Source organism: Tateyamaria sp. 7Alg 36 (genome assembly GCF_059882455.1).
The window spans coordinates 157,479-176,505 of sequence record NZ_CM187613.1; the positions used below are offsets into that span (position 1 = coordinate 157,479).

15 protein-coding genes are annotated in these 19,027 nt (G+C 60.6%); 10 read left to right on the forward strand and 5 right to left on the reverse strand.

Annotated elements, in window-relative coordinates:
- Positions 1-19 precede the first annotated feature (19 nt).
- From purL to AC6GQJ_RS00790, 4 genes are all read right to left on the reverse strand, one after another.
- On the reverse strand, positions 20-2,179 hold the full coding sequence (gene purL / locus AC6GQJ_RS00775) for a phosphoribosylformylglycinamidine synthase subunit PurL (RefSeq protein ID WP_500770806.1): 2,160 nt from the start codon (positions 2,177-2,179) through the stop codon (positions 20-22).
- Positions 2,180-2,366: 187 nt separating this feature from the next.
- Positions 2,367-2,774 carry a hypothetical protein gene (locus AC6GQJ_RS00780; RefSeq protein ID WP_500770808.1) on the reverse strand — a complete coding sequence of 136 codons (408 nt, stop codon included), beginning with the start codon at positions 2,772-2,774 and terminating at the stop codon, positions 2,367-2,369.
- A 176-nt stretch (positions 2,775-2,950) separates the two neighbouring features.
- Positions 2,951-5,242, reverse strand: coding sequence for an Orn/Lys/Arg family decarboxylase (locus AC6GQJ_RS00785; protein ID WP_500770810.1), 2,292 nt, complete (start codon positions 5,240-5,242; stop codon positions 2,951-2,953).
- A gap of 275 nt (positions 5,243-5,517) precedes the next feature.
- On the reverse strand, positions 5,518-6,435 hold the full coding sequence (locus AC6GQJ_RS00790; RefSeq protein ID WP_500773982.1) for a LysR family transcriptional regulator: 918 nt from the start codon (positions 6,433-6,435) through the stop codon (positions 5,518-5,520).
- Between the two features lie 172 nt (positions 6,436-6,607).
- Between AC6GQJ_RS00790 and AC6GQJ_RS00795 the strand changes: the two genes are divergently transcribed.
- From AC6GQJ_RS00795 to AC6GQJ_RS00840, 10 genes are all read left to right on the forward strand, one after another.
- Positions 6,608-10,009 (forward strand): indolepyruvate ferredoxin oxidoreductase family protein, encoded by a 3,402-nt coding sequence (locus AC6GQJ_RS00795; protein WP_500770812.1) that lies wholly within the window; start codon positions 6,608-6,610, stop codon positions 10,007-10,009.
- 92 nt (positions 10,010-10,101) lie between these two features.
- A complete protein-coding gene (locus AC6GQJ_RS00800) occupies positions 10,102-10,992 on the forward strand; it encodes a lysophospholipid acyltransferase family protein (RefSeq protein WP_500770814.1) in 891 nt (296 codons plus the stop codon).
- 33 nt (positions 10,993-11,025) lie between these two features.
- Positions 11,026-11,835, forward strand: a complete 810-nt coding sequence (locus AC6GQJ_RS00805; RefSeq protein WP_500770816.1) for a glutamate racemase — start codon at positions 11,026-11,028, stop codon at positions 11,833-11,835.
- Positions 11,836-11,865: 30 nt separating this feature from the next.
- Positions 11,866-12,894 carry an N-acetyl-gamma-glutamyl-phosphate reductase gene (gene argC / locus AC6GQJ_RS00810; RefSeq protein WP_500770818.1) on the forward strand — a complete coding sequence of 343 codons (1,029 nt, stop codon included), beginning with the start codon at positions 11,866-11,868 and terminating at the stop codon, positions 12,892-12,894.
- Positions 12,895-12,908: 14 nt separating this feature from the next.
- Complete coding sequence (gene ccmE / locus AC6GQJ_RS00815; RefSeq protein WP_500770820.1) at positions 12,909-13,352, forward strand: cytochrome c maturation protein CcmE; 444 nt, start codon at positions 12,909-12,911, stop codon at positions 13,350-13,352.
- A 76-nt stretch (positions 13,353-13,428) separates the two neighbouring features.
- Positions 13,429-14,040 carry a holin-associated N-acetylmuramidase gene (locus AC6GQJ_RS00820; RefSeq protein ID WP_500770822.1) on the forward strand — a complete coding sequence of 204 codons (612 nt, stop codon included), beginning with the start codon at positions 13,429-13,431 and terminating at the stop codon, positions 14,038-14,040.
- Positions 14,031-14,603, forward strand: a complete 573-nt coding sequence (locus AC6GQJ_RS00825) for a holin family protein (RefSeq protein WP_500770824.1) — start codon at positions 14,031-14,033, stop codon at positions 14,601-14,603. The genes AC6GQJ_RS00820 and AC6GQJ_RS00825 overlap by 10 nt, the downstream gene beginning before the upstream one ends.
- A gap of 161 nt (positions 14,604-14,764) precedes the next feature.
- Positions 14,765-16,723, forward strand: coding sequence for a heme lyase CcmF/NrfE family subunit (locus AC6GQJ_RS00830; protein WP_500770826.1), 1,959 nt, complete (start codon positions 14,765-14,767; stop codon positions 16,721-16,723).
- Positions 16,720-17,175, forward strand: a complete 456-nt coding sequence (locus AC6GQJ_RS00835) for a cytochrome c-type biogenesis protein (RefSeq protein WP_500770828.1) — start codon at positions 16,720-16,722, stop codon at positions 17,173-17,175. Before AC6GQJ_RS00830 ends, AC6GQJ_RS00835 begins: the two co-directional genes overlap by 4 nt.
- A gap of 82 nt (positions 17,176-17,257) precedes the next feature.
- Entirely contained in the window at positions 17,258-18,034 is a 777-nt protein-coding gene (locus AC6GQJ_RS00840) for an enoyl-CoA hydratase-related protein (protein WP_500770830.1), read from the forward strand.
- An 81-nt stretch (positions 18,035-18,115) separates the two neighbouring features.
- Here AC6GQJ_RS00840 and AC6GQJ_RS00845 read toward each other — a convergent pair whose 3' ends face one another.
- Complete coding sequence (locus AC6GQJ_RS00845; protein ID WP_500770832.1) at positions 18,116-18,913, reverse strand: calcium-binding protein; 798 nt, start codon at positions 18,911-18,913, stop codon at positions 18,116-18,118.
- Positions 18,914-19,027: the final 114 nt, after the last annotated feature.

The window sequence follows — 19,027 nt, forward strand, 5'->3', positions numbered from 1 at the left end:
GGATGCTTTGGCCTGAAGATCAGGCGAATGTTGCGGCGAACGTGTCGCGATAGGTGGCGGCAAGCTCGGACAGCGGGGCGGACGCGCTGCCGATCCAGACTGTGTCGCCGGTGAATTTACCGACCGTCTGGATGGGCACACCGGCTTGCGCGGCGGCGACCATCAGCGCCTCTGCCCGATCAAAACCGCACGCCACGAGATAGCGCGCCTGATCCTCGCCGAACAGGAAGGCGGTGTCGCCGCTGTCGAGGGTGACGCCAACGCCGCTGGCTTCGGCCAGTTCAAAAGCGGCCAGCGCCAGACCGCCATCGCTGAGGTCTGTGCAGGCGGTGATCATGTCGCGGTTGGCGCGGATGAAATCACCATTGCGCTTTTCGGCCTCCAGATCGACGGCAGGGGCGTCGCCATCCTGCCGCGAGAATACCTCGGACAGAAGGGCGGACTGGCCAAGGTGGCCCGTCGTCTCCCCAACCAGAAGGGCAACGTGGCCGTCACGCACATCGCAGCCGATCATATCATCAGGCGTGGCGATCAAGCCGACCGCGCCGATGGTGGGGGTTGGCAGGATCGCGGTGCCGTCGGTTTCGTTATACAGCGACACGTTGCCTGACACGATTGGCATGTCGAGCGCGGCAACCGCCTCGCCGATGCCTTTGATCGCACCGACCAACTGGCCCATGATCTCGGGCTTTTCGGGGTTGCCGAAGTTCAGGTTGTCGGTGGTGGCCAGCGGGGTGGCCCCCACGGCAGTCAGGTTGCGATAGGCCTCGGCCACCGCTTGGCGGCCCCCCATGACGGGGTTCGCCTTGACGTAGCGCGGGGTCACGTCAGAGGTGAACGCCAGCGCCTTGTCGGTGCCGTGCACGCGCACGATGCCCGCCCCGATTCCGGGTGTCCGGGCGCTGTCGGCCATCACCATCGTGTCATATTGTTCGAAAACCCACGCTTTGGACGCGTAGTTCGGGCTGGCCAGCAAGGCGCGCAGCCCGTCGATGGGATCGACACTGACCACATCGGCCAGCGGCTCGGCCGCGGGCGTTTCCACCCATGGGCGGTCATATTCCGGCGCGGTGCTGGCCAGTTTGGACAGCGGCAGGTCGGCCATGGTTTCGCCGTTCAACTGGATCAAGAACCTGTCTTCTGCGATGGTTTCACCGACGATGGCGAAATCGAGGTCCCATTTCTCGAACACGGCTTTGGCTTCTGCCTCAAGCTCGGGGCGCAGAACCATTAACATGCGTTCCTGCGATTCCGACAGCATCATCTCGTAAGCGGTCATCGCGGTTTCGCGGACCGGCACTTTTTCGAGGTCAAGGCGGACGCCCAGCCCGCCCTTGTCGCCCATTTCGACCGCAGAACAGGTCAGGCCCGCGGCCCCCATATCCTGAATCGAGATCACGGCACCGGTCGCCATCAGCTCAAGCGTGGCTTCCATCAGGCGCTTTTCGGTGAACGGGTCGCCAACCTGCACGGTGGGCCGTTTTTCTTCGATGCTGTCGTCGAATTCGGCCGAGGCCATCGTCGCACCGCCAACACCATCGCGGCCCGTCTTGGCACCCAAATAGACAACGGGCATACCAACGCCCGAAGCGGCAGAGTAGAAAATTTTGTCCGCGTCGGCCAGACCGGCGGCAAAGGCGTTCACAAGGCAGTTGCCGTTATAGGCAGGGTCAAAGCGCACTTCGCCGCCTACGCAAGGCACACCGAATGCGTTGCCGTAACCACCGACACCGGCGACCACGCCGTGCACCAACTGGCGCGTCTTGTGATGTCCGGGTTCGCCGAAGGACAGCGCGTTCATTGCCGCAATCGGGCGCGCGCCCATGGTAAAAACGTCGCGCAGAATGCCGCCCACGCCCGTCGCCGCACCCTGATAGGGTTCGATGTAGGAGGGGTGGTTGTGGCTTTCCATCTTGAAAACCACGGCTTGACCATCGCCGATATCCACGACGCCTGCGTTCTCGCCCGGGCCGCAAATGACTTGCGGGCCTTCGGTGGGCAGGGTGCGCAGCCATTTCTTGGAGGATTTGTACGAACAGTGTTCGTTCCACATGGCCGAAAAGATGCCCAGTTCGGTGAACGTCGGCGTGCGGCCGATAATGTCCAAAATGCTGGCATATTCATCTTTGCTGAGGCCATGGGCGGCGATCAGTTCGTCGGTGATCATTGGTTCTGTCATGTCGTCCCCGCGGTCGTTTGCGCGTGTATTAGTGCACGCTTGCCCGAACGGAAAGGGGGCGCGCGCCTGTCTGTTTGCGTGCGGGGCGAGCCGTGTCGCGCAGGCCACTGAATAGGCAACGAAAAAGGCCGCCCTGCAAAAGCAGAGCGGCCCCGATAAAGCGTCCGGTCAGGCCGGACAGTACCACTTACAAGTTGATACGTACCGGTTCGTTACCTTCACCGGCCGAGGTCTTCTGTGCGAACAGTGTGTCTTCGGAGGCGTTCAGCGCGATGCTGCCATCCTTGACGGTGACGTCTTTGGCATCCGCGGTCAGAATGATGCGGTCAGCAACGAATTTGGTGGCCGGATCCACATCAATGATGATTTCTGCGCGGTCTTGGTTGTCGATGGAAAATTCTTCAATCTTGCCGAATTCCATACCCGAGGTCAGAAAGACCGACCCGCCGGACATTGCTTCCATTGTCGTTACATCGGCCGTTTTACCTTCCAACGTGTTTTCAGCGTCGTACATGACCGCGTGTCCCTCAGCCAACAGAGGTGCTGCTGTGAGTGCCAGTACGGTCGAGGCGATAAGTGCTGTCTTACGTTTCATGTCTAAACTCCTTTGTGTTTGACTACGGTGATACAACGGACGTCCGGCACATGCGTTCCAAGAAAATTGCATTTAAAATCAACGAAGTGTTGATGGAACTTTTGCGGCGCCGGAGTGTTTCCGGCGCCGCGCGGGCGCATCTGCGCGCCCCTGTGTGGTATGCTGCAAAAGCGGGCCTAGATCGCCACGCAATCGGCGTAATACTGCATCACACCATTCTCGTCTTCTTCGTGCACCAACCCGTGGATGTCCGTCTCGAAACCCGGGCATTCCTTGGCAAAGGCGCGGTTGAACTTGAGGTATTCGACAATTCGGCTGTTGAATACTTCGCCGGGGATCAGCAGCGGGATGCCGGGCGGGTAGGGGGTGATAAGGCTGGTGGTGATACGCCCGACCAGATCGTCGATAGGCACACGTTGCGTTTCGCGCCGTGCGATATGGGCATAGGCGTCCGATGGCTTCATCGCCGGTGTCAGGTCGGACAGGTACATATCAGTCGACAGAATCGCCACGTCGTATTTGGCATAAAGCGTGTGTACGTGTTGGCACAGATCGCGCAGGCCCATCGCCTCGTACCGGCGCTGCTTGGCGCAGAATTCCGGCATGGAGCGCCAGAGCGGCACGTTCTTGGCGTAGTCATCCTTAAACTGCTGAAGCGCAGAGAGCAGCGTGTTCCACCGTCCCTTGGTGATGCCGATCGTGAACATGATGAAGAAACTGTAAAGGCCGGTCTTCTCGACCACCACGCCATGTTCGGCCAGATATTTGGTGACGATGGACGCGGGAATGCCGTTTTCCTCGAACCGTCCGTCAAGGTTCAGACCGGGGGTAATCACGGTCGCCTTGATCGGGTCCAGCATATTGAAACCGGGGGACATGTCGCCAAAACCGTGCCAGCTGTCTTCGCCATCGGCCTGCTGCACGCCATCCGCGTCGGTGCGGCGCAGCACCCAAGGTTTGGCGTCAAACGCGCCTTCGGTGCCAAGGTCGTCCGGCCCCCAAACCTGGAACCACCATTCATCGGGGCCGTATTCTTCGTCCACCTTGCGCATGGCGCGGCGGAAATCGAGGGCTTCGGCAATGCTTTCCTCGACCAGTGCCGTACCGCCCGGAGGTTCCATCATCGCCGCCGCCACATCGCAGGAGGCGATGATCGAATATTGCGGGCTGGTCGAGGTGTGCATGAGGTACGCCTCGTTGAACAGGTGGCGGTCCAGCTTCTCGGACTGGCTGTCCTGCACCAGAACGTGGCTTGCCTGCGAAATACCGGCGAGCAGTTTGTGGATGGACTGCGTTGCGTAGGTAATGCTGTGTTTGGGACGCGCACGGTTGCGCCCCATCGAATGATAACCGCCATAGAATGGGTGGAAGGCCGCATGGGGCAGCCACGCCTCGTCGAAATGAAGGTTGTCCACGTAACCGTCCAGCATCTCTTTGATCGTTTCGGTGTTATAGAGGACGCCGTCATAGGTGGATTGGGTCAGCGTGATAACGCGGGGTTTGACCGTGTCCGCATCAATATGGGCCAGCAGTGGGTTGGCGCGGATCTTGGCGCGGATCGTTTCGGGCTCGAACTCTGACTGCTGGATCGGGCCGATGATGCCCCAATGGTTGCGCGTCGGTTTCAGGAAGACGGGAATCGCGCCGATCATGATGATCGAGTGCAGGATAGACTTGTGACAGTTCCGGTCGACCACCACCACATCACCGGGGGCGACGGCATGGTGCCAGACCATCTTGTTGCTGGTCGAGGTGCCGTTGGTCACGAAAAAGCAGTGATCGGCATTGAAGATGCGGGCGGCGTTCCGCTCGGACGCGCCGATGGCTCCGTTGTGGTCCAGCAGTTGGCCCAGTTCCTCGACCGAGTTGCACACATCGGCGCGCAGCATGTTTTCGCCATAGAACTGGTGATACATCTGCCCGATAGGGGATTTCAGAAAGGCAACGCCGCCCGAATGGCCCGGACAGTGCCACGAATAGGATCCGTCCTCTGCATAGTCGAGCAGCGCCTTGAAGAACGGCGGCTGGATGCTTTCGAGGTAGGACTTCGCCTCGCGCAGGATGTGGCGGGCGACGAATTCCGGCGTATCCTCGAACATATGGATAAAGCCGTGCAACTCGCGCAGGATGTCGTTGGGCAGGTGGCGCGAGGTCTTCGTCTCGCCATAGATGTAGATCGGCACATCCTCGTTCTTCCAGCGAACCTCTTCGATAAAGTTGCGCAGGTCGAGTACCGCCTGATCCAGATCGTCGCCGGGGGTGAATTCCTCGTCATCAATGGACAGGACAAAGGCGCTGGCGCGGGATTGTTGCTGGGCGAACTGGGACAGGTCGCTATAGCCCGTGACGCCGACCACCTCGAAGCCTTCGGCCTCGATCGCTTCGGCCAAGGCGCGGATGCCTAGGCCGGACGAGTTGTCGGAGCGAAAATCCTCGTCAATGATGATGACCGGAAACCTGAATTGCATGCTGTTCGCCTTTGCTGGTCGGGCGCGTCTGTTATTTGCGCCAACCGAGTTGTTTAGAGAGGTCCGTGCCCTGTCAAGCAGACGCTGCTTGAGCTGCGCTATTGGGCATATTTTCGGGGGCGCAAAAAAAAGGCCGAGCATAAAGCTCGGCCAAGTCCAACAGGGAGGTGAAGACAGGCACATATGCGCCGTGCATCTTCAAGAGGCGAAATAGGGACGTGGTTGCCCGCAATCAAGGCAGTTTGTGAACGGTCGATGTCAAAGCTGATATGCAATTAGCGCATAGCTTCGGCATTATCCTTGTCCCTCAATACTTTACGGTATGCGATGATCTCTTCCTGAACGAAATCACGGAAGGCAGCGATGCGTTTTGATTGCCGCAACTCCTCGGGATAGGCGAGGAAAACGGGAATATCGACCGACTCAACGTCCGGCAGCACCTGCACAAGGCGCGGATCCTCGACGCTGACATAGTCGGGCAGAATCCCAAGGCCGAGATCCTGAAGCACGGCCTGAAGCACCCCGAAATAGTTGTTCACGGTCAGAAGGCTGCGGACATCATAGGTCAGCAGTTGCTGGACCAGCGATGAACTGGCCCCCACTTGTGTGGCGGTGACGCTTTGGCAGATCAGGCGGTGGTACAGCAGATCATCCAGCGATTCCGGCGTGCCGTTCTTGTCCAGATAGGCTTGGGTGGCGAACATCTGCATCTTCACCGTCATCAGACGTTTGCGGATCAGGTCGGCTTGGCTTGGTTCCTTCATGCGGATCGCTACGTCGGCCTCGCGCATGGGCAAGTCGAGCACGCGTTCTTCGAGCATCAGATCGACCCGCAGATCGGGGTAGCGTTCATAAAGCTTCACCAGACGCGGGGCGAGCCAGAGCGTACCGAAACCAATCGTGGTGGTCACGCGCAGATCGCCATAGACTTCTTCGTCACTGTCGCGGATGCGCGCACTGGCCGTGTCGAGCCGTTTGTTCATCGCGCTGGTGGCGTCAAACAGCAGTTCGCCCTGTTCCGTCAGGATCAGGCCGCGTGCATGGCGGTGGAACAGCGTGGCGTTCAGCGATTCCTCAAGCCCGCGTATCTGGCGCGATACCGCAGACTGGCTGAGGTTCAGTTTGTCACCCGCATGTGTTAGGCTGCCAGCATCGGCAACGGCGTGAAAAATTCGCAGCTTGTCCCAGTCCATCCGTACCATACCCATTTGCGTCACCCTTACTTTACGCGATTTGCCGCGCTTTCACAGCTTGGGAAACCCTTGAACGTTAAAGATGTAAAAAATGTTGTATACAGGTCAGCCTTTGTGACCTATCGTCGCGGTAAATTTATGCGAAACTACTGATTGCTGGGGAGGCTGTCACATGAGCACGCAGAAGATTTCTCTGAACGACCGTTATGATCTGGAAAAAAGCCCTGTTTTGCTGAACGGGACGCAGGCGCTGGTGCGGCTGATGCTGATGCAGAAGGCGCGCGATGTAGCGGCGGGGCTGAACACGGCGGGTCTGGTGACGGGGTATCGTGGGTCGCCCTTGGGCGCGGTCGATATGCAGATGACGCGTGCGCTCAAGACATTGACCGCGTCTGACATCACCTTCCAACCCGGACTGAACGAGGATCTGGCCGCCACCGCCCTGTGGGGCGCGCAGCAGGCCGAGGTTCGCGGTGAGGGGAAATATGACGGTGTGTTCGGCCTGTGGTACGGCAAAGGGCCAGGGGTGGACCGTTCCGGTGACGTGATGCGTCATGCCAATATGGCCGGATCGTCGCGCCATGGCGGTGTGCTGATGGCAATGGGGGATGACCATACCGGCGAATCCTCGACCGTGCTGCACCAGTCCGAATTTGCGATGGTCGATGCCTATATGCCCGTGGTGTCGCCCGCCGGTGTGCAGGAAATCCTCGACTACGGTCTTTATGGTATCGCGCTTAGCCGTTTTGCCGGTGTGTGGGTCGGCCTTAAGACGATGAAGGACACGGTCGAGGCAACAAGCGTGGTGGACGGTGATCCGCACCGCATGTCCTTTGTCACGCCCGACTACCCGATGCCCGAAGGTGGGCTGAACATCCGCCTGATTGACGAACGTATCGCGCAAGAGGTTCGTCTGATTGATCACAAGCGGGTCGCCGCAGAGCTGTTTGCCAACGTCAACAAGATGGACAAGCGGATGTGGGGCAAGCGCGGGGCCAAGATCGGCTTTGTCGCGGCGGGCAAGAACTGGCTTGATCTGGTGCACGCCATGTCCCTGCTGAACATCGACGCGGCCGAGGCCGAGCGGCTGGGGATCACGACATATAAAGTGGGTCAGACATGGCCGCTGGATATGAAGGGGTTCAACGACTGGGCTGAAGGGCTGGATCTGGTCGTGGTGGTCGAGGAAAAGCGCAAGTTGCTTGAGGTGCAGATCAAAGAGGCACTCTATGGCACGCCCAATGCGCCACGTGTCTATGGTGGCACCCGCGACGGGGCGGTGTTCTTTCCTGCCACATGGGCGCTCGACCCGATCGAGATTGCAGAGAAGCTGGGCAACGTCCTAATGGAAGAGGGGCGCGAGACCGACGGTATCAAGGCAGGTATTCTGGTTTTGGACGAGGCGCGCCGCTCTGACAATGCCGAGGAGATTGCCGCGCGGCTGCCCTATTTCTGTTCGGGCTGTCCGCACAACTCTTCCACCAAGGTGCCGGAGGGCAGTCGCGCCTATGCGGGCATCGGCTGTCACTTCATGGTGCAATGGATGGACCGCGAAACCTCGGGCTTTACCCATATGGGGGCCGAAGGCGCGAACTGGATCGGCGAAGCGCCGTTTTCCAAGCGCCCGCATGTGTTCCAGAACCTTGGGGACGGCACCTATAACCACTCGGGTGTGCAGGCCATTCGTGCCGCTTTGGCGGCGGGCACCAATATCACCTACAAGATCCTCTATAATGACGCTGTCGCGATGACGGGGGGGCAGGACAACGAAGGCGGTCTTGATCCCTATCGCATCGTGAACGAAGTGCGCGCCATGGGCTGCGAGAATATTGCGGTGGTCTATGATGATAAGGAAGACGTCGATGTCGCGCGCTTCCCAGCGGGGGTTCCCGTGCACGAACGCGCCAATTTGCAAACCGTGCAAGAGCAGTTTGCAAAGACCGAAGGCGTTAGCATCATTGTGTACATCCAGACCTGCGCGGCGGAAAAACGTCGTCGTCGCAAGCGGGGCACGTTCCCCGACATCGACAAGCGCGTGTTCATCAATACGGATGTCTGCGAAGGCTGCGGTGACTGCGGGGTGCAATCGAACTGTGTGTCCATCGTCCCGAAAGAGACGGAGTTGGGGCGCAAGCGGGCGATTGACCAATCAAGCTGCAACAAGGACTTTTCCTGCGTCAAAGGGTTCTGTCCTTCCTTCGTCACGCTCAATGGCGCTCAGGTGAAGAAACAGGCGACCACCACGCTGGACCTGCCTGACCTGCCCAAACCCTTGCTGCCCGCCATTCGCGGCACGTGGAACGTGGTTATCACCGGCGTCGGCGGTACAGGTGTTGTCACCATTGGCGCGGTTATGGCGCAGGCAGCCCATATCGACGGCAAGGGCGCTGGGATGATGGAGATGGCCGGACTGGCCCAGAAGGGCGGCGCGGTGCATATCCACTGCCGTCTGGCCAACGATCCCGCAGACATCAACGCGATCCGCGTCGCCACCGGAGAGGCGGACGCCCTGATCGGGGGCGATCTGGTTGTGAGCGCTGGGGCCAAGACGCTGGGGCTGACCGCCTCGGGGCGGACGGGCGCGGTGGTGAATAGCCACGAGATCATCACGGGTGATTTTACCCGCAACACCGAATTTGCGCTGCCGACCGACCGTCTGGCCCTCGCGCTTGAGGCGCGTATGCAGGGGCGTGTGGACCTGTTCGACGCATCGGAACTGGCGCGGGCAACGCTGGGCGACTCTATCTTTTCCAACATGATGATCTTTGGCGCGGCGTGGCAGCGCGGGCTGGTCCCGCTTAGCTTTGATGCGATCATGCAGGCGATTGATCTGAACGGCGCGGCGGTCGACAAGAACAAGCGCGCTTTTGACATCGGGCGCTGGGCGGTGCTGCACAGCGAGGAAGCGGCGCGGATCATCGAACCCAAGGTGATTTCGCTGCCCAAGACGTTGGACGACAAGATCGCCTATCGCGCCGACCATCTGACTGCTTACCAGAACAAGCGGCTGGCCAAGCGCTATCGCACGATGCTGGACAAGATCACCGATACAGAGGTGAAAGAGGCCGTCGCAAAAGGCTATCACAAGCTATTGTCCTACAAGGACGAGTACGAGGTGGCCCGCCTGCATCTTGAGACCGAGGCCAAGGCGCGCGCCCAGTTTGACGGCGATTTTTCGATGACCTTCCACCTTGCACCGCCTTTGCTGTCCAAGACCGGCGCAGACGGGCGGCCCGTGAAAAAGGAATACGGGCAGGGCATGTTGCGCGCCTTCAAGGTTCTGGCGCGGCTAAAAGGGTTGCGGGGTACGCCGCTTGATCCGTTCGGACGGACGGAGGAGCGCCGCATGGAGCGTGCGTTGATCAAACAGTACGAACGCGACATGGCGAAAGTGCTGCCGTTGCTGAGTGATGACACGCGCGCGGCGATCACGGCGCTGGCGGCACTGCCGCTGGACATTCGCGGCTATGGTCCGGTGAAAGAAGCCGCCGAAGCCAAGGCCGCCAAACGGCGCGAGGAGTTGCTGGCGGTGATCCAGTCGGGCGGTAGCCACAGTGCGCAAGCCGCCGAATAGGGCTGTCATGCAGACGTCTTAAATCCTTGGCACAAGGCGCAACCGGCAGTAAAGCTAGGCCCCAAATTGGCCCAACCGGACCGCGAGTCGAGATGACCAGAAGCGAACGCCAGATTGCCCGCGAAATCTCCTATGCCCATTCGGCAGAGACGAAGGGCGGGCGTGCCTTGATCCGGTTGATGGAGAATTCCACCGGACGGTTGCGGCTGATCAAGCGGGCGGCGGGGTACGAGAACGAAGTCGCCGCGGGGCGGGACTTCTGGCAGGTCATGGTGGAACGCTATGGCCTGACGCTGGATGTGATCGGCGGGTCACTGTCCAACATCCCCAAGGACGGGCCGCTGATCCTGATCGCGAACCACCCCTATGGGATTTTGGACGGGATGATGATGGGCCATATCCTTGCGCAGGCGCGCGGGGATTTCCGCATTCTGGCGCACCGGATTTTCCGCAAGGCCGAAGACCTGAACAAGATCATCCTGCCCATTTCCTTTGATGAAACCAAGGAAGCGGTGCAGCTGAATATCGAAACCCGCAAGACGGCGCTGAACTATCTGGCCGGGGGCGGGGCGATTGGCATCTTTCCGGGTGGAACGGTCAGCACGGCGGTCAAGCCGTTCTCCAAACCCATGGATCCGGGTTGGCGCGGGTTCACAGCGCGCATGGTGGCCAAGTCCAACGCGACGGTCGTGCCGGTCTATTTCGAGGGGCACACCAGCCGCTTGTTCCAGATTGCCAGCCATATGCATTCGACGCTGCGCATGGGCTTGCTGATCCGCGAGTTCCGCGAACGTGTTGATACGCCTGTAAAAGTTGTGATCGGAGAGCCGATAGACCGCGCACGACTCGACCCGCTGGCCAAGGAGTCCAAAGCCATGATGGAATTCCTCCGAAAAAGCACCTATGAGCTTGCTCCAGGTCCGGTGAAGTCTTTCGATCTGGGCTATGAATTCGAGAACAAGCATCGCGGGCCAGCAGCCTGAGCGGTGTGATAACTGGGGCCGGAGGCCCGCATCATGGCGATAGGTATTTTTGATTCCGGACTGGGTGGGCTGACTGTGATGTCCGCCGTGCAAAAGCGTTTGCCGGAGGTGGAGTTTGTCTATCTCGCAGACAGCGCCCATGCGCCTTACGGTGTGCGCACGGCAGATGACATTTTTGAACTGACCTGTGCAGCGGTGCAGCGTTTGTTCGATGCGGGCTGCGATCTGGTCATTCTGGCGTGCAACACGGCCTCTGCCGCAGCGCTGCGCCGGATGCAGGAATCGTGGGTGCCTGCGGACAAACGTGTATTGGGTGTCTTTGTGCCGATGATCGAGGCGCTGACCGAACGGCAGTGGGGCGACAACTCTCCTCCGCGTCAGGTGGCGGTGCAGCATGTGGCCCTGTTTGCCACGCCCGCCACTGTAGCGAGCCGTGCGTTCCAGCGTGAACTGGCATTCCGCGCCATCGGAGTGGATGTCGAGGCGCAGGCCTGTGGCGGTGTCGTCGATGCGATCGAAGAGGGTGATATGATCCTTGCCGATGCATTGGTGCGCAGCCATGTCGATGCGTTGAAGCGCAAGATGCCCAAACCGCAGGCGGCCATTCTGGGCTGTACCCACTATCCGTTGATGCAGGACGTGTTTCAGGATGCGCTTGGCGCGGATGTTTCCGTCTATTCGCAGGCGGAGCTGGTGGGCGAAAGTCTGGCCGATTATCTGGAACGTCACCCCGACAAGATGGGTACTGGCAATGCCGCCTATCTGACCACGGGCGATCCTGTGCGCGTCAGCCAGCGCGCCACGCAATTCTTGCGACGACAGATCACGTTTGACGCTGCCTGATCTGTAACTCCGTTTTCTTGAAAGACCGACATGACCTATAACATCGCAATTCTGGGCGCCTCCGGCTATACGGGTGCCGAACTTATCCGGCTGATCGCCGGACATTCCGAGATTGAAATCAGTGCCTTGGGGGCCTTTTCGAAGGCGGGGCAGAAGGTGTCGGAGGTGTATCCGCATCTGCGCCATCTGGACCTGCCCGAAATGGTGCCGTTTGACGACATCTCGTGGGACGGGATCGACCTGTGCTTTTGCGCGCTGCCGCACAAGACCAGCCAAGAGGTTATCAGCGGCCTTCCCAAGTCGCTGAAGATCGTGGACCTGAGCGCCGATTTCCGGCTGCGCGACCCCGAAGAATACGCGAAATGGTACGGCAACGCCCACAGCGCGGTCGAGATGCAGGGCGAAGCGGTCTATGGCCTGACCGAGTTCTATCGTGATGAGATCGCGCATGCGCGGCTGGTGGCCGGCACGGGCTGCAACGCGGCCACGGGGCAGTTTGCGCTGCGCCCGTTGATCGCCGCCGGTGTCATTGATCTGGACGAGATCGTACTGGACCTGAAGGCGGCCGTGTCGGGGGCAGGGCGCGCGCTGAAAGAAAACCTGCTGCATGCGGAGTTGAGCGAGGGTTATCACGCCTATGCGCTTGGCGGGACGCACCGGCATCTGGGCGAGTTCGATCAGGAGTTTTCAAAAGTGGCGGGGCGCGACGTGCGCATCCAGTTCCAGCCACATCTGATACCGGCGAACCGCGGCATCCTTGGCACGGCCTATGTGCGCGGCGATGCGCAGGCGGTGCACGATACGCTGGCCGCTGCCTACGAAAACGAGCCGTTTATCGAAGTGCTGCCCTTCGGCGAGGCACCCAGCACGCGGCACATTCGCGGATCGAACTTCTGCCATATAGGTGTGGCGGCGGACCGTTTGCCGGGCCGTGCGGTGGTGGTTGCGGCACTTGATAACCTCACCAAAGGGTCATCGGGCCAAGCGTTGCAAAACGCCAACCTGATGTTAGGTATACCAGAGACCGAGGGGCTGATGATGGCCCCGCTGTTTCCCTGAGGTTCTGACCCGCGATGAAAAGCCTGAAAAAGCAACGCCGTATCCAGATCGTCGCCATGGCAGCCGTGGCGCTGACCGTGTCGACGGTGCTGATCGGCTATGCGATGCGCGACGGGATCAACTTTTTCCGCGCGCCCAGTCAGGTGATGGCAGACCCGCCAAGCCCCAGCGAGACGTTTCGCATCGGGGGCTTGGTTGCCGAAGGGTCGCTTGTGCGGGGACAGGGCGAATCGATCCGCTTTGAAGTGACGGATGGCGGGGCGAGCGTGCCGGTCGTCTTTACCGGCGTGCTGCCGGACCTGTTTGAGGAAAACCAAGGCATGGTCGGCACGGGGCGTTATGTGAACGGCGTCTTTGAAGCCTCTGAAATCCTTGCCAAACATGACGAGACATACATGCCCAAGGAAGTGGTGGACGCGCTGAAGGATCAGGGCGTTTATCAGGACCCCAACGGCTAGCGCGCGCTTAGGTTAACTGGCGTTAACCGCATTTGCATCACGATTCCGCCCAAGCAAGTTCAACCTTGGGGGCATGATGCAAACCGTCAGACAGATTGCGAAAGAGATAGTGGACCGCGAGGGCGGCTACGTGAACGACCCCGACGATCCGGGGGGCGCGACCAATTTTGGCGTGACGATCCACACGATGCGCCGCCTTGGCCTTGATTTGGATCGCGACGGGGACATTGACGCTTACGACGTGCGGCGCCTGACACGCGCGCAGGCCGTCGATATCTTTGTGACCCATTATTTCGAGCGACCGTTAATCGCGGAATTGCCGGAACCTCTCCAACCCACGGTGTTTGATATGTACGTGAATGCGGGGGGCAATGCGGTGAAAATCCTGCAACGGTTGTTGGGCGAGATGGGCTATGCCTGTGTGGTGGACGGGGCATTGGGACCGCAGTCGATTGCCGCCGCCCGCGCCGCGTTCGATGCCGCGCCGCGCCATCTGGTGGACGCCTACGGGATCGCGCGGCGCAACTATTACTTCCGTATTGCCGACCGCCGCCCCGCGAGCCGCAAATATGCGATGACCCGCGCGCGCAACAAGGGCGGCTGGATCAAACGGGCCGAGGAGTTCATTGCACCGCGTTTCCACCTGAGCGCGGCGCAGTTTCAGGAAAGGGTTGCGGCATGGGGATGATGGAACGGGTGCTGGGGCTGCTGTTCGGGGGCGGCGTGAATGTGGTGCGCGAAACCGCAGAAGTGTTTCGCGAGAACGCCGAAGCCGGATCGGTGCGTGCCACCGAGATCCAGACGCAGGCAATGCAGGAATATGGTGCGGAGTTTCTGGTGCCACGGCAGGGATCGTTTGATCGCTTTATGGACGGGCTGAACCGTCTGCCGCGTCCTGCGCTGGCGCTTGGAACGCTGGGGCTGTTCGTGTCGGCGATGGTGGCGCCCTTGTGGTTTGCCGAGCGGATGCAGGGCATCGCGCTGGTGCCAGAGCCGCTTTGGTGGCTGTTGGGGGTGATTGTGTCCTTCTATTTCGGGGCGCGTCATCAGGTGAAATCGCAACAGTTCCAACGCGAGATTGTCGGGACCATGAAACATGTGCCGCAGGTCATGGAGAACGTGGCAGCGCTGCGCAAACTGCGCGCGAGTAGTGTCGGCGCGGCGGATACAGGCGAGGACGTGCGGCTGACGGCGGCGGCGATCCTGCCGGACGGGAACCCCGCGTTGGAGGAGTGGCGCCGCGTGGCGTGATGTCGGTGCGGGGAACGGCGGCGGTGTTGGGGGCGCTGCCCCCGGCCTTCGGCCTCCCCCGGGATTTTTTGGAACAGAGAAGAAGGGGCGTGTCGCGGTTGTGATGCGCCCTTCTTCTTTGTCGCATTGGCGGGCTGGATGGTTTGGTCTATCACATCGGTATGATTACAGAACTCGGACATTTCGCCCTTATCCTCGCCTTTCTGGTGGCTTTGGTTCAGGCCCTCGTGCCGCTTTATGGCGCGTGGCGTCGGGATGCGCGGTTGATGGCGGTTGCCGAACCTGCGGCGAGCACGCAATTCCTGTTGATCGCCTTTGCCTTTGGCGCGTTGATGTATGCTTTTGTCGTGTCGGATTTTTCGCTGCGATTGGTGGTGTTGAACAGCCATTCGGCCAAGCCGATGCTGTACAAGATTTCCGGCACATGGGGGAACCACGAGGGGTCGATGCTGCTGTGGGTGTTGATCGTGGCGCTGTTCGGGGCCACGGCGGCGTGGTTCGGTTCGAACTTGCCGCCCTCGCTGCGCGCACGTGTGTTGGCCGTTCAGGGGGCGATCGGCGTGGCGTTTTTGGCCTTTATCCTGTTCACCTCGAACCCGTTTATGCGCCTTGCCGTGCCGCCCTTTGACGGGCAGGATTTGAACCCGCTGTTGCAAGACCCCGGTTTGGCGTTCCATCCGCCGTTTCTGTATCTGGGCTATGTTGGATTAAGCATGGCGTTTTCCTTTGCCGTTGCGGCCCTGATCGAAGGGCGCGTGGATGCGGCATGGGGGCGTTGGGTGCGTCCTTGGACATTGGCTGCGTGGGTGTTTTTGACCATCGGCATCGCCTTGGGGTCGTGGTGGGCCTATTACGAGCTTGGCTGGGGCGGGTTCTGGTTCTGGGATCCGGTGGAAAACGCATCGTTCATGCCATGGCTGCTGGCAGCAGCGCTTGTGCATTCGGCCATCGTGGTGGAAAAGCGGGAAAGCCTGAAATCGTGGACCATTCTGCTCGCCATTCTGGCCTTCGGCTTTTCGCTGATCGGGACGTTTATCGTGCGCTCGGGGCTGCTGACCTCGGTGCATGCCTTTGCCAATGATCCCGAACGTGGCGTGTTCATCCTGATGATCATGGGCTTTTTCATGGGCGGGGCACTGGTGTTGTTTGCCCTACGCGCGGGCGCGATGGAGGCGCGGGGTGTCTTTGGCATGGTCAGCCGCGAAAGCGCGCTGGTGGCCAATAATGTGCTGCTGGCGGTGTCCTGTTTCGTGGTGTTTGTCGGCACGATGTGGCCGCTTGTGGCCGAGATGTTCTTTGACCGGAAACTGAGTGTCGGGCCGCCATTCTTTAACCTCGCCTTTACGCCTTTCATGGTTCTGTTGGGGCTGATCCTGCCGGTCGGCGCGATGATGCCGTGGAAGCGCGGCAGTTTGGCAAAGGCGGCATGGCCGCTGCGCTATGTCTTTGTGCTGGCTGTCGCGATTGGCGGGCTAGCATGGGCCTTGCAGACGGGGCGCAGTCTGATCGGGCCCATGGGGGCGTTTCTGGGCGCTTGGCTTGTCATGGGGGCCATGGTCGATATTGCGAGCCGTACCGGTCAGCGGTTCAACGCAGCGCGGCTGCTGCGTCTGCCACGGTCGGACTGGGGCAAAGCGGTGGCGCATGCAGGGCTTGGCATTACGATGCTGGGGATTGCGGGGCTGACCTCTTGGCAGTCCGAGGATATTCGCGTGGCACAGATCGGTGCGCCGTTCGAGGTGGCAGGCTATACGCTGACCCTCGACAAGGTCGAAGAGGGGCAGGGGCCGAATTATCTGTTCACCAAGGGCTTTGTGACGCTGGCCAAGAACGGGCGGCAGATCGCGCTGATGGAGCCGGAAAAGCGTATTTATCCCGTGGCGCAAATGCCGACGACCGAGGCGGCAATCGACTATAACCTCGCGCGCGACGTCTATGTGGTGATCGGTGATGCGCAGGATAATGGCGGCTGGGCTGTGCGCACCTATATCAAGCCGCTGACGAACTGGATCTGGATCGGCTGCGCGCTGATGGCCTTGGGCGGTTTCCTGTCGCTAAGCGACCGGCGGTTCCGCGTGGCTGCAGGGGCGCGCAAAACGCAAACGGTGCCTGCAGAATGAAACGTCTGAGCCTCGCCCTTTGGTTTGTGATGTGTTCGGCGGCGCTGGCGCTTGATCCGACGGAAATGCTGGACGATCCGGCGCTAGAGGCGCGAGCGCGGGGGCTGGACCATGCGTTGCGCTGCGTGGTGTGCCAGTCGGAATCTGTGGCGTCCTCCAACGCGGATTGGGCGGTGGAGACGCGGCGCGTGATCCGCGAGCAGGTCGTGGCGGGGCAAAGCGATGCGCAGATCGTGGATTTCTTTGTCGAACGCTATGGCGAGTTTGTATTGATGACGCCGCGCTCGACAGGGTCGAACTGGCTGCTTTGGGCGGCGGGGCCGCTGATGTTCCTGCTGGCGGCAGGGATCGGCGTCTTCTACCTGCGCGGGCGTGCCACGGCCCCTGCGGCCACCGATGAAACCCTGACCGAGGATGAATCCAGACGGCTGGCCGAAATACTCAAGGACTGACGGCGCGTCGGGGCTTTTCTAAACCATTTGGTTTGCTATGCATGGGGATACCCCGAACGGGCCCCATAGCGGAGTGACAGCGATGAAATACGAAACCCTGACATATACGGTCGAGGATGGCGTTGCGCTGATCACTTTGAACCGACCTGAAGTGATGAATGCGCTGAGCACGCAGATGCGCGCCGAAATCCAGCACGCCGTGACGGCGGGGGGCAAGGCGGCGCGGGTTGTCGTGATGACGGGGGCGGGGCGCGCCTTTTGTTCGGGGCAAGACCTTGGGGATCGCGCCAATGCCGCGACCCTTGATCTGGAACGGACGTTGCGCGACGAATACGCGCCGATGTTGCGCGCGATCATCGACTGCCCTGTGCCGACCATCGCTGCGGTGAATGGGGCGGCGGCGGGGGCGGGGGCCAACCTTGCGTTGGCCTTTGACGTGGTGATTGCGGCCGAAAGTGCCTATTTCCTCCAAGCCTTTACGCGGATCGGGCTGATACCGGATGCGGGCGGCACCTATGTGCTGCCGCGTAGTATGGGGATGGCCAAGGCGATGGGGGCGGCACTGTTTGCCGACAAGATCACCGCACAGCAGGCCGACCAGTGGGGCATGATCTGGGAAGCTGTGGCGGACGACGCTTTTGACGCGCAGTGGCGCGCCCGCGCGGCCCACCTTGCCAATGGACCGACCCGCGCCTTTGCATCGGTCAAGAAAGTGATCCGCGCCAGCTGGGACAATGATTTCGAGGACCAGATCGCACTGGAAGCGTCCGAGCAGGGCGATTGCGGCCAGTCCCGCGACTTTCAGGAAGGGGTCATGGCCTTTATCGAAAAGCGCAAACCGGGGTTCGAGGGGCGCTAGGCTTCCCTGCGCGGCACAAGAAAACAACCCCGCCGCAGATCGCAGGGCGGGGCCGGTTTACGGGTGAACCCCTCGGGCCGGTCAGGCGACCCGTTCCAGCAGGATGCCGGATTGTGCGGTCAGGTCGAAGAAATCGACATTCGGGAAATAGGCCACGATCTGCCCGTCCGCGTTCAGCGTCGCGGTGCCGTCATCGTCTTCGCCAAAGCTGACGGACGGCGTGGTCGGACCGCTATAGGAATAGACAATCGCGTCTTTGGCGGGGTTGAAGCCGACGATGTTCACCGGTTGCCCTTCGACCACCCATTCGCCCACGTTGACCACATCCGACCCTGATCCGGTGTCCACCAAGTCATTGCTGCCCGCGATGATGATATCGTCGCCCACACCGCCATTCAACGTATCGGCCTCAAGCGGGTCGGCGTCGAGGTCGATGAATTGCGACAGATCTACATCGTTAACGGTCTGGCCGTTTTGCGCCGCGGCCATGCCTGCCGCAACCAGCCCTTCGGCGTCGATGATATCGGCCCCTGCCAGTACGTCATCGCCCACATCACCGTTCAATTCGTCCGTTCCCGCGCCGCCGAACATCATATCGTCGCCGCTGCCGCCGCGCAGGAAATCGTCGCCCGCCGCACCGACGATCAGATCGTCGTCGTCACCACCAAACACGCGGTCATCGCCGGGGCCGGCATCGACAAAATCGTCGCCGGGGCCGGCGAACACGGTGTCGTTGCCGGGGCCTGCGTCGATAAGATCGTCGCCATCCGTGCCTTCGATGCGCGCGTTTTCGTTTTCGGCGGGCGCGTCGTCGTCACTGTCTGACAACCCGAAAATCAGACCGATCCCAAGCAGTCCAAGCAGTGCGAATCCCAACATGTCGATGTCCTAGAAAAGGGTTTACACATCGACAGAGATACCAAGATTTATGATCGGTCAAAGATATTCGCAGACTGTTGCACCGGAATGCACAGTTGCCGCTAACGCGCCGGA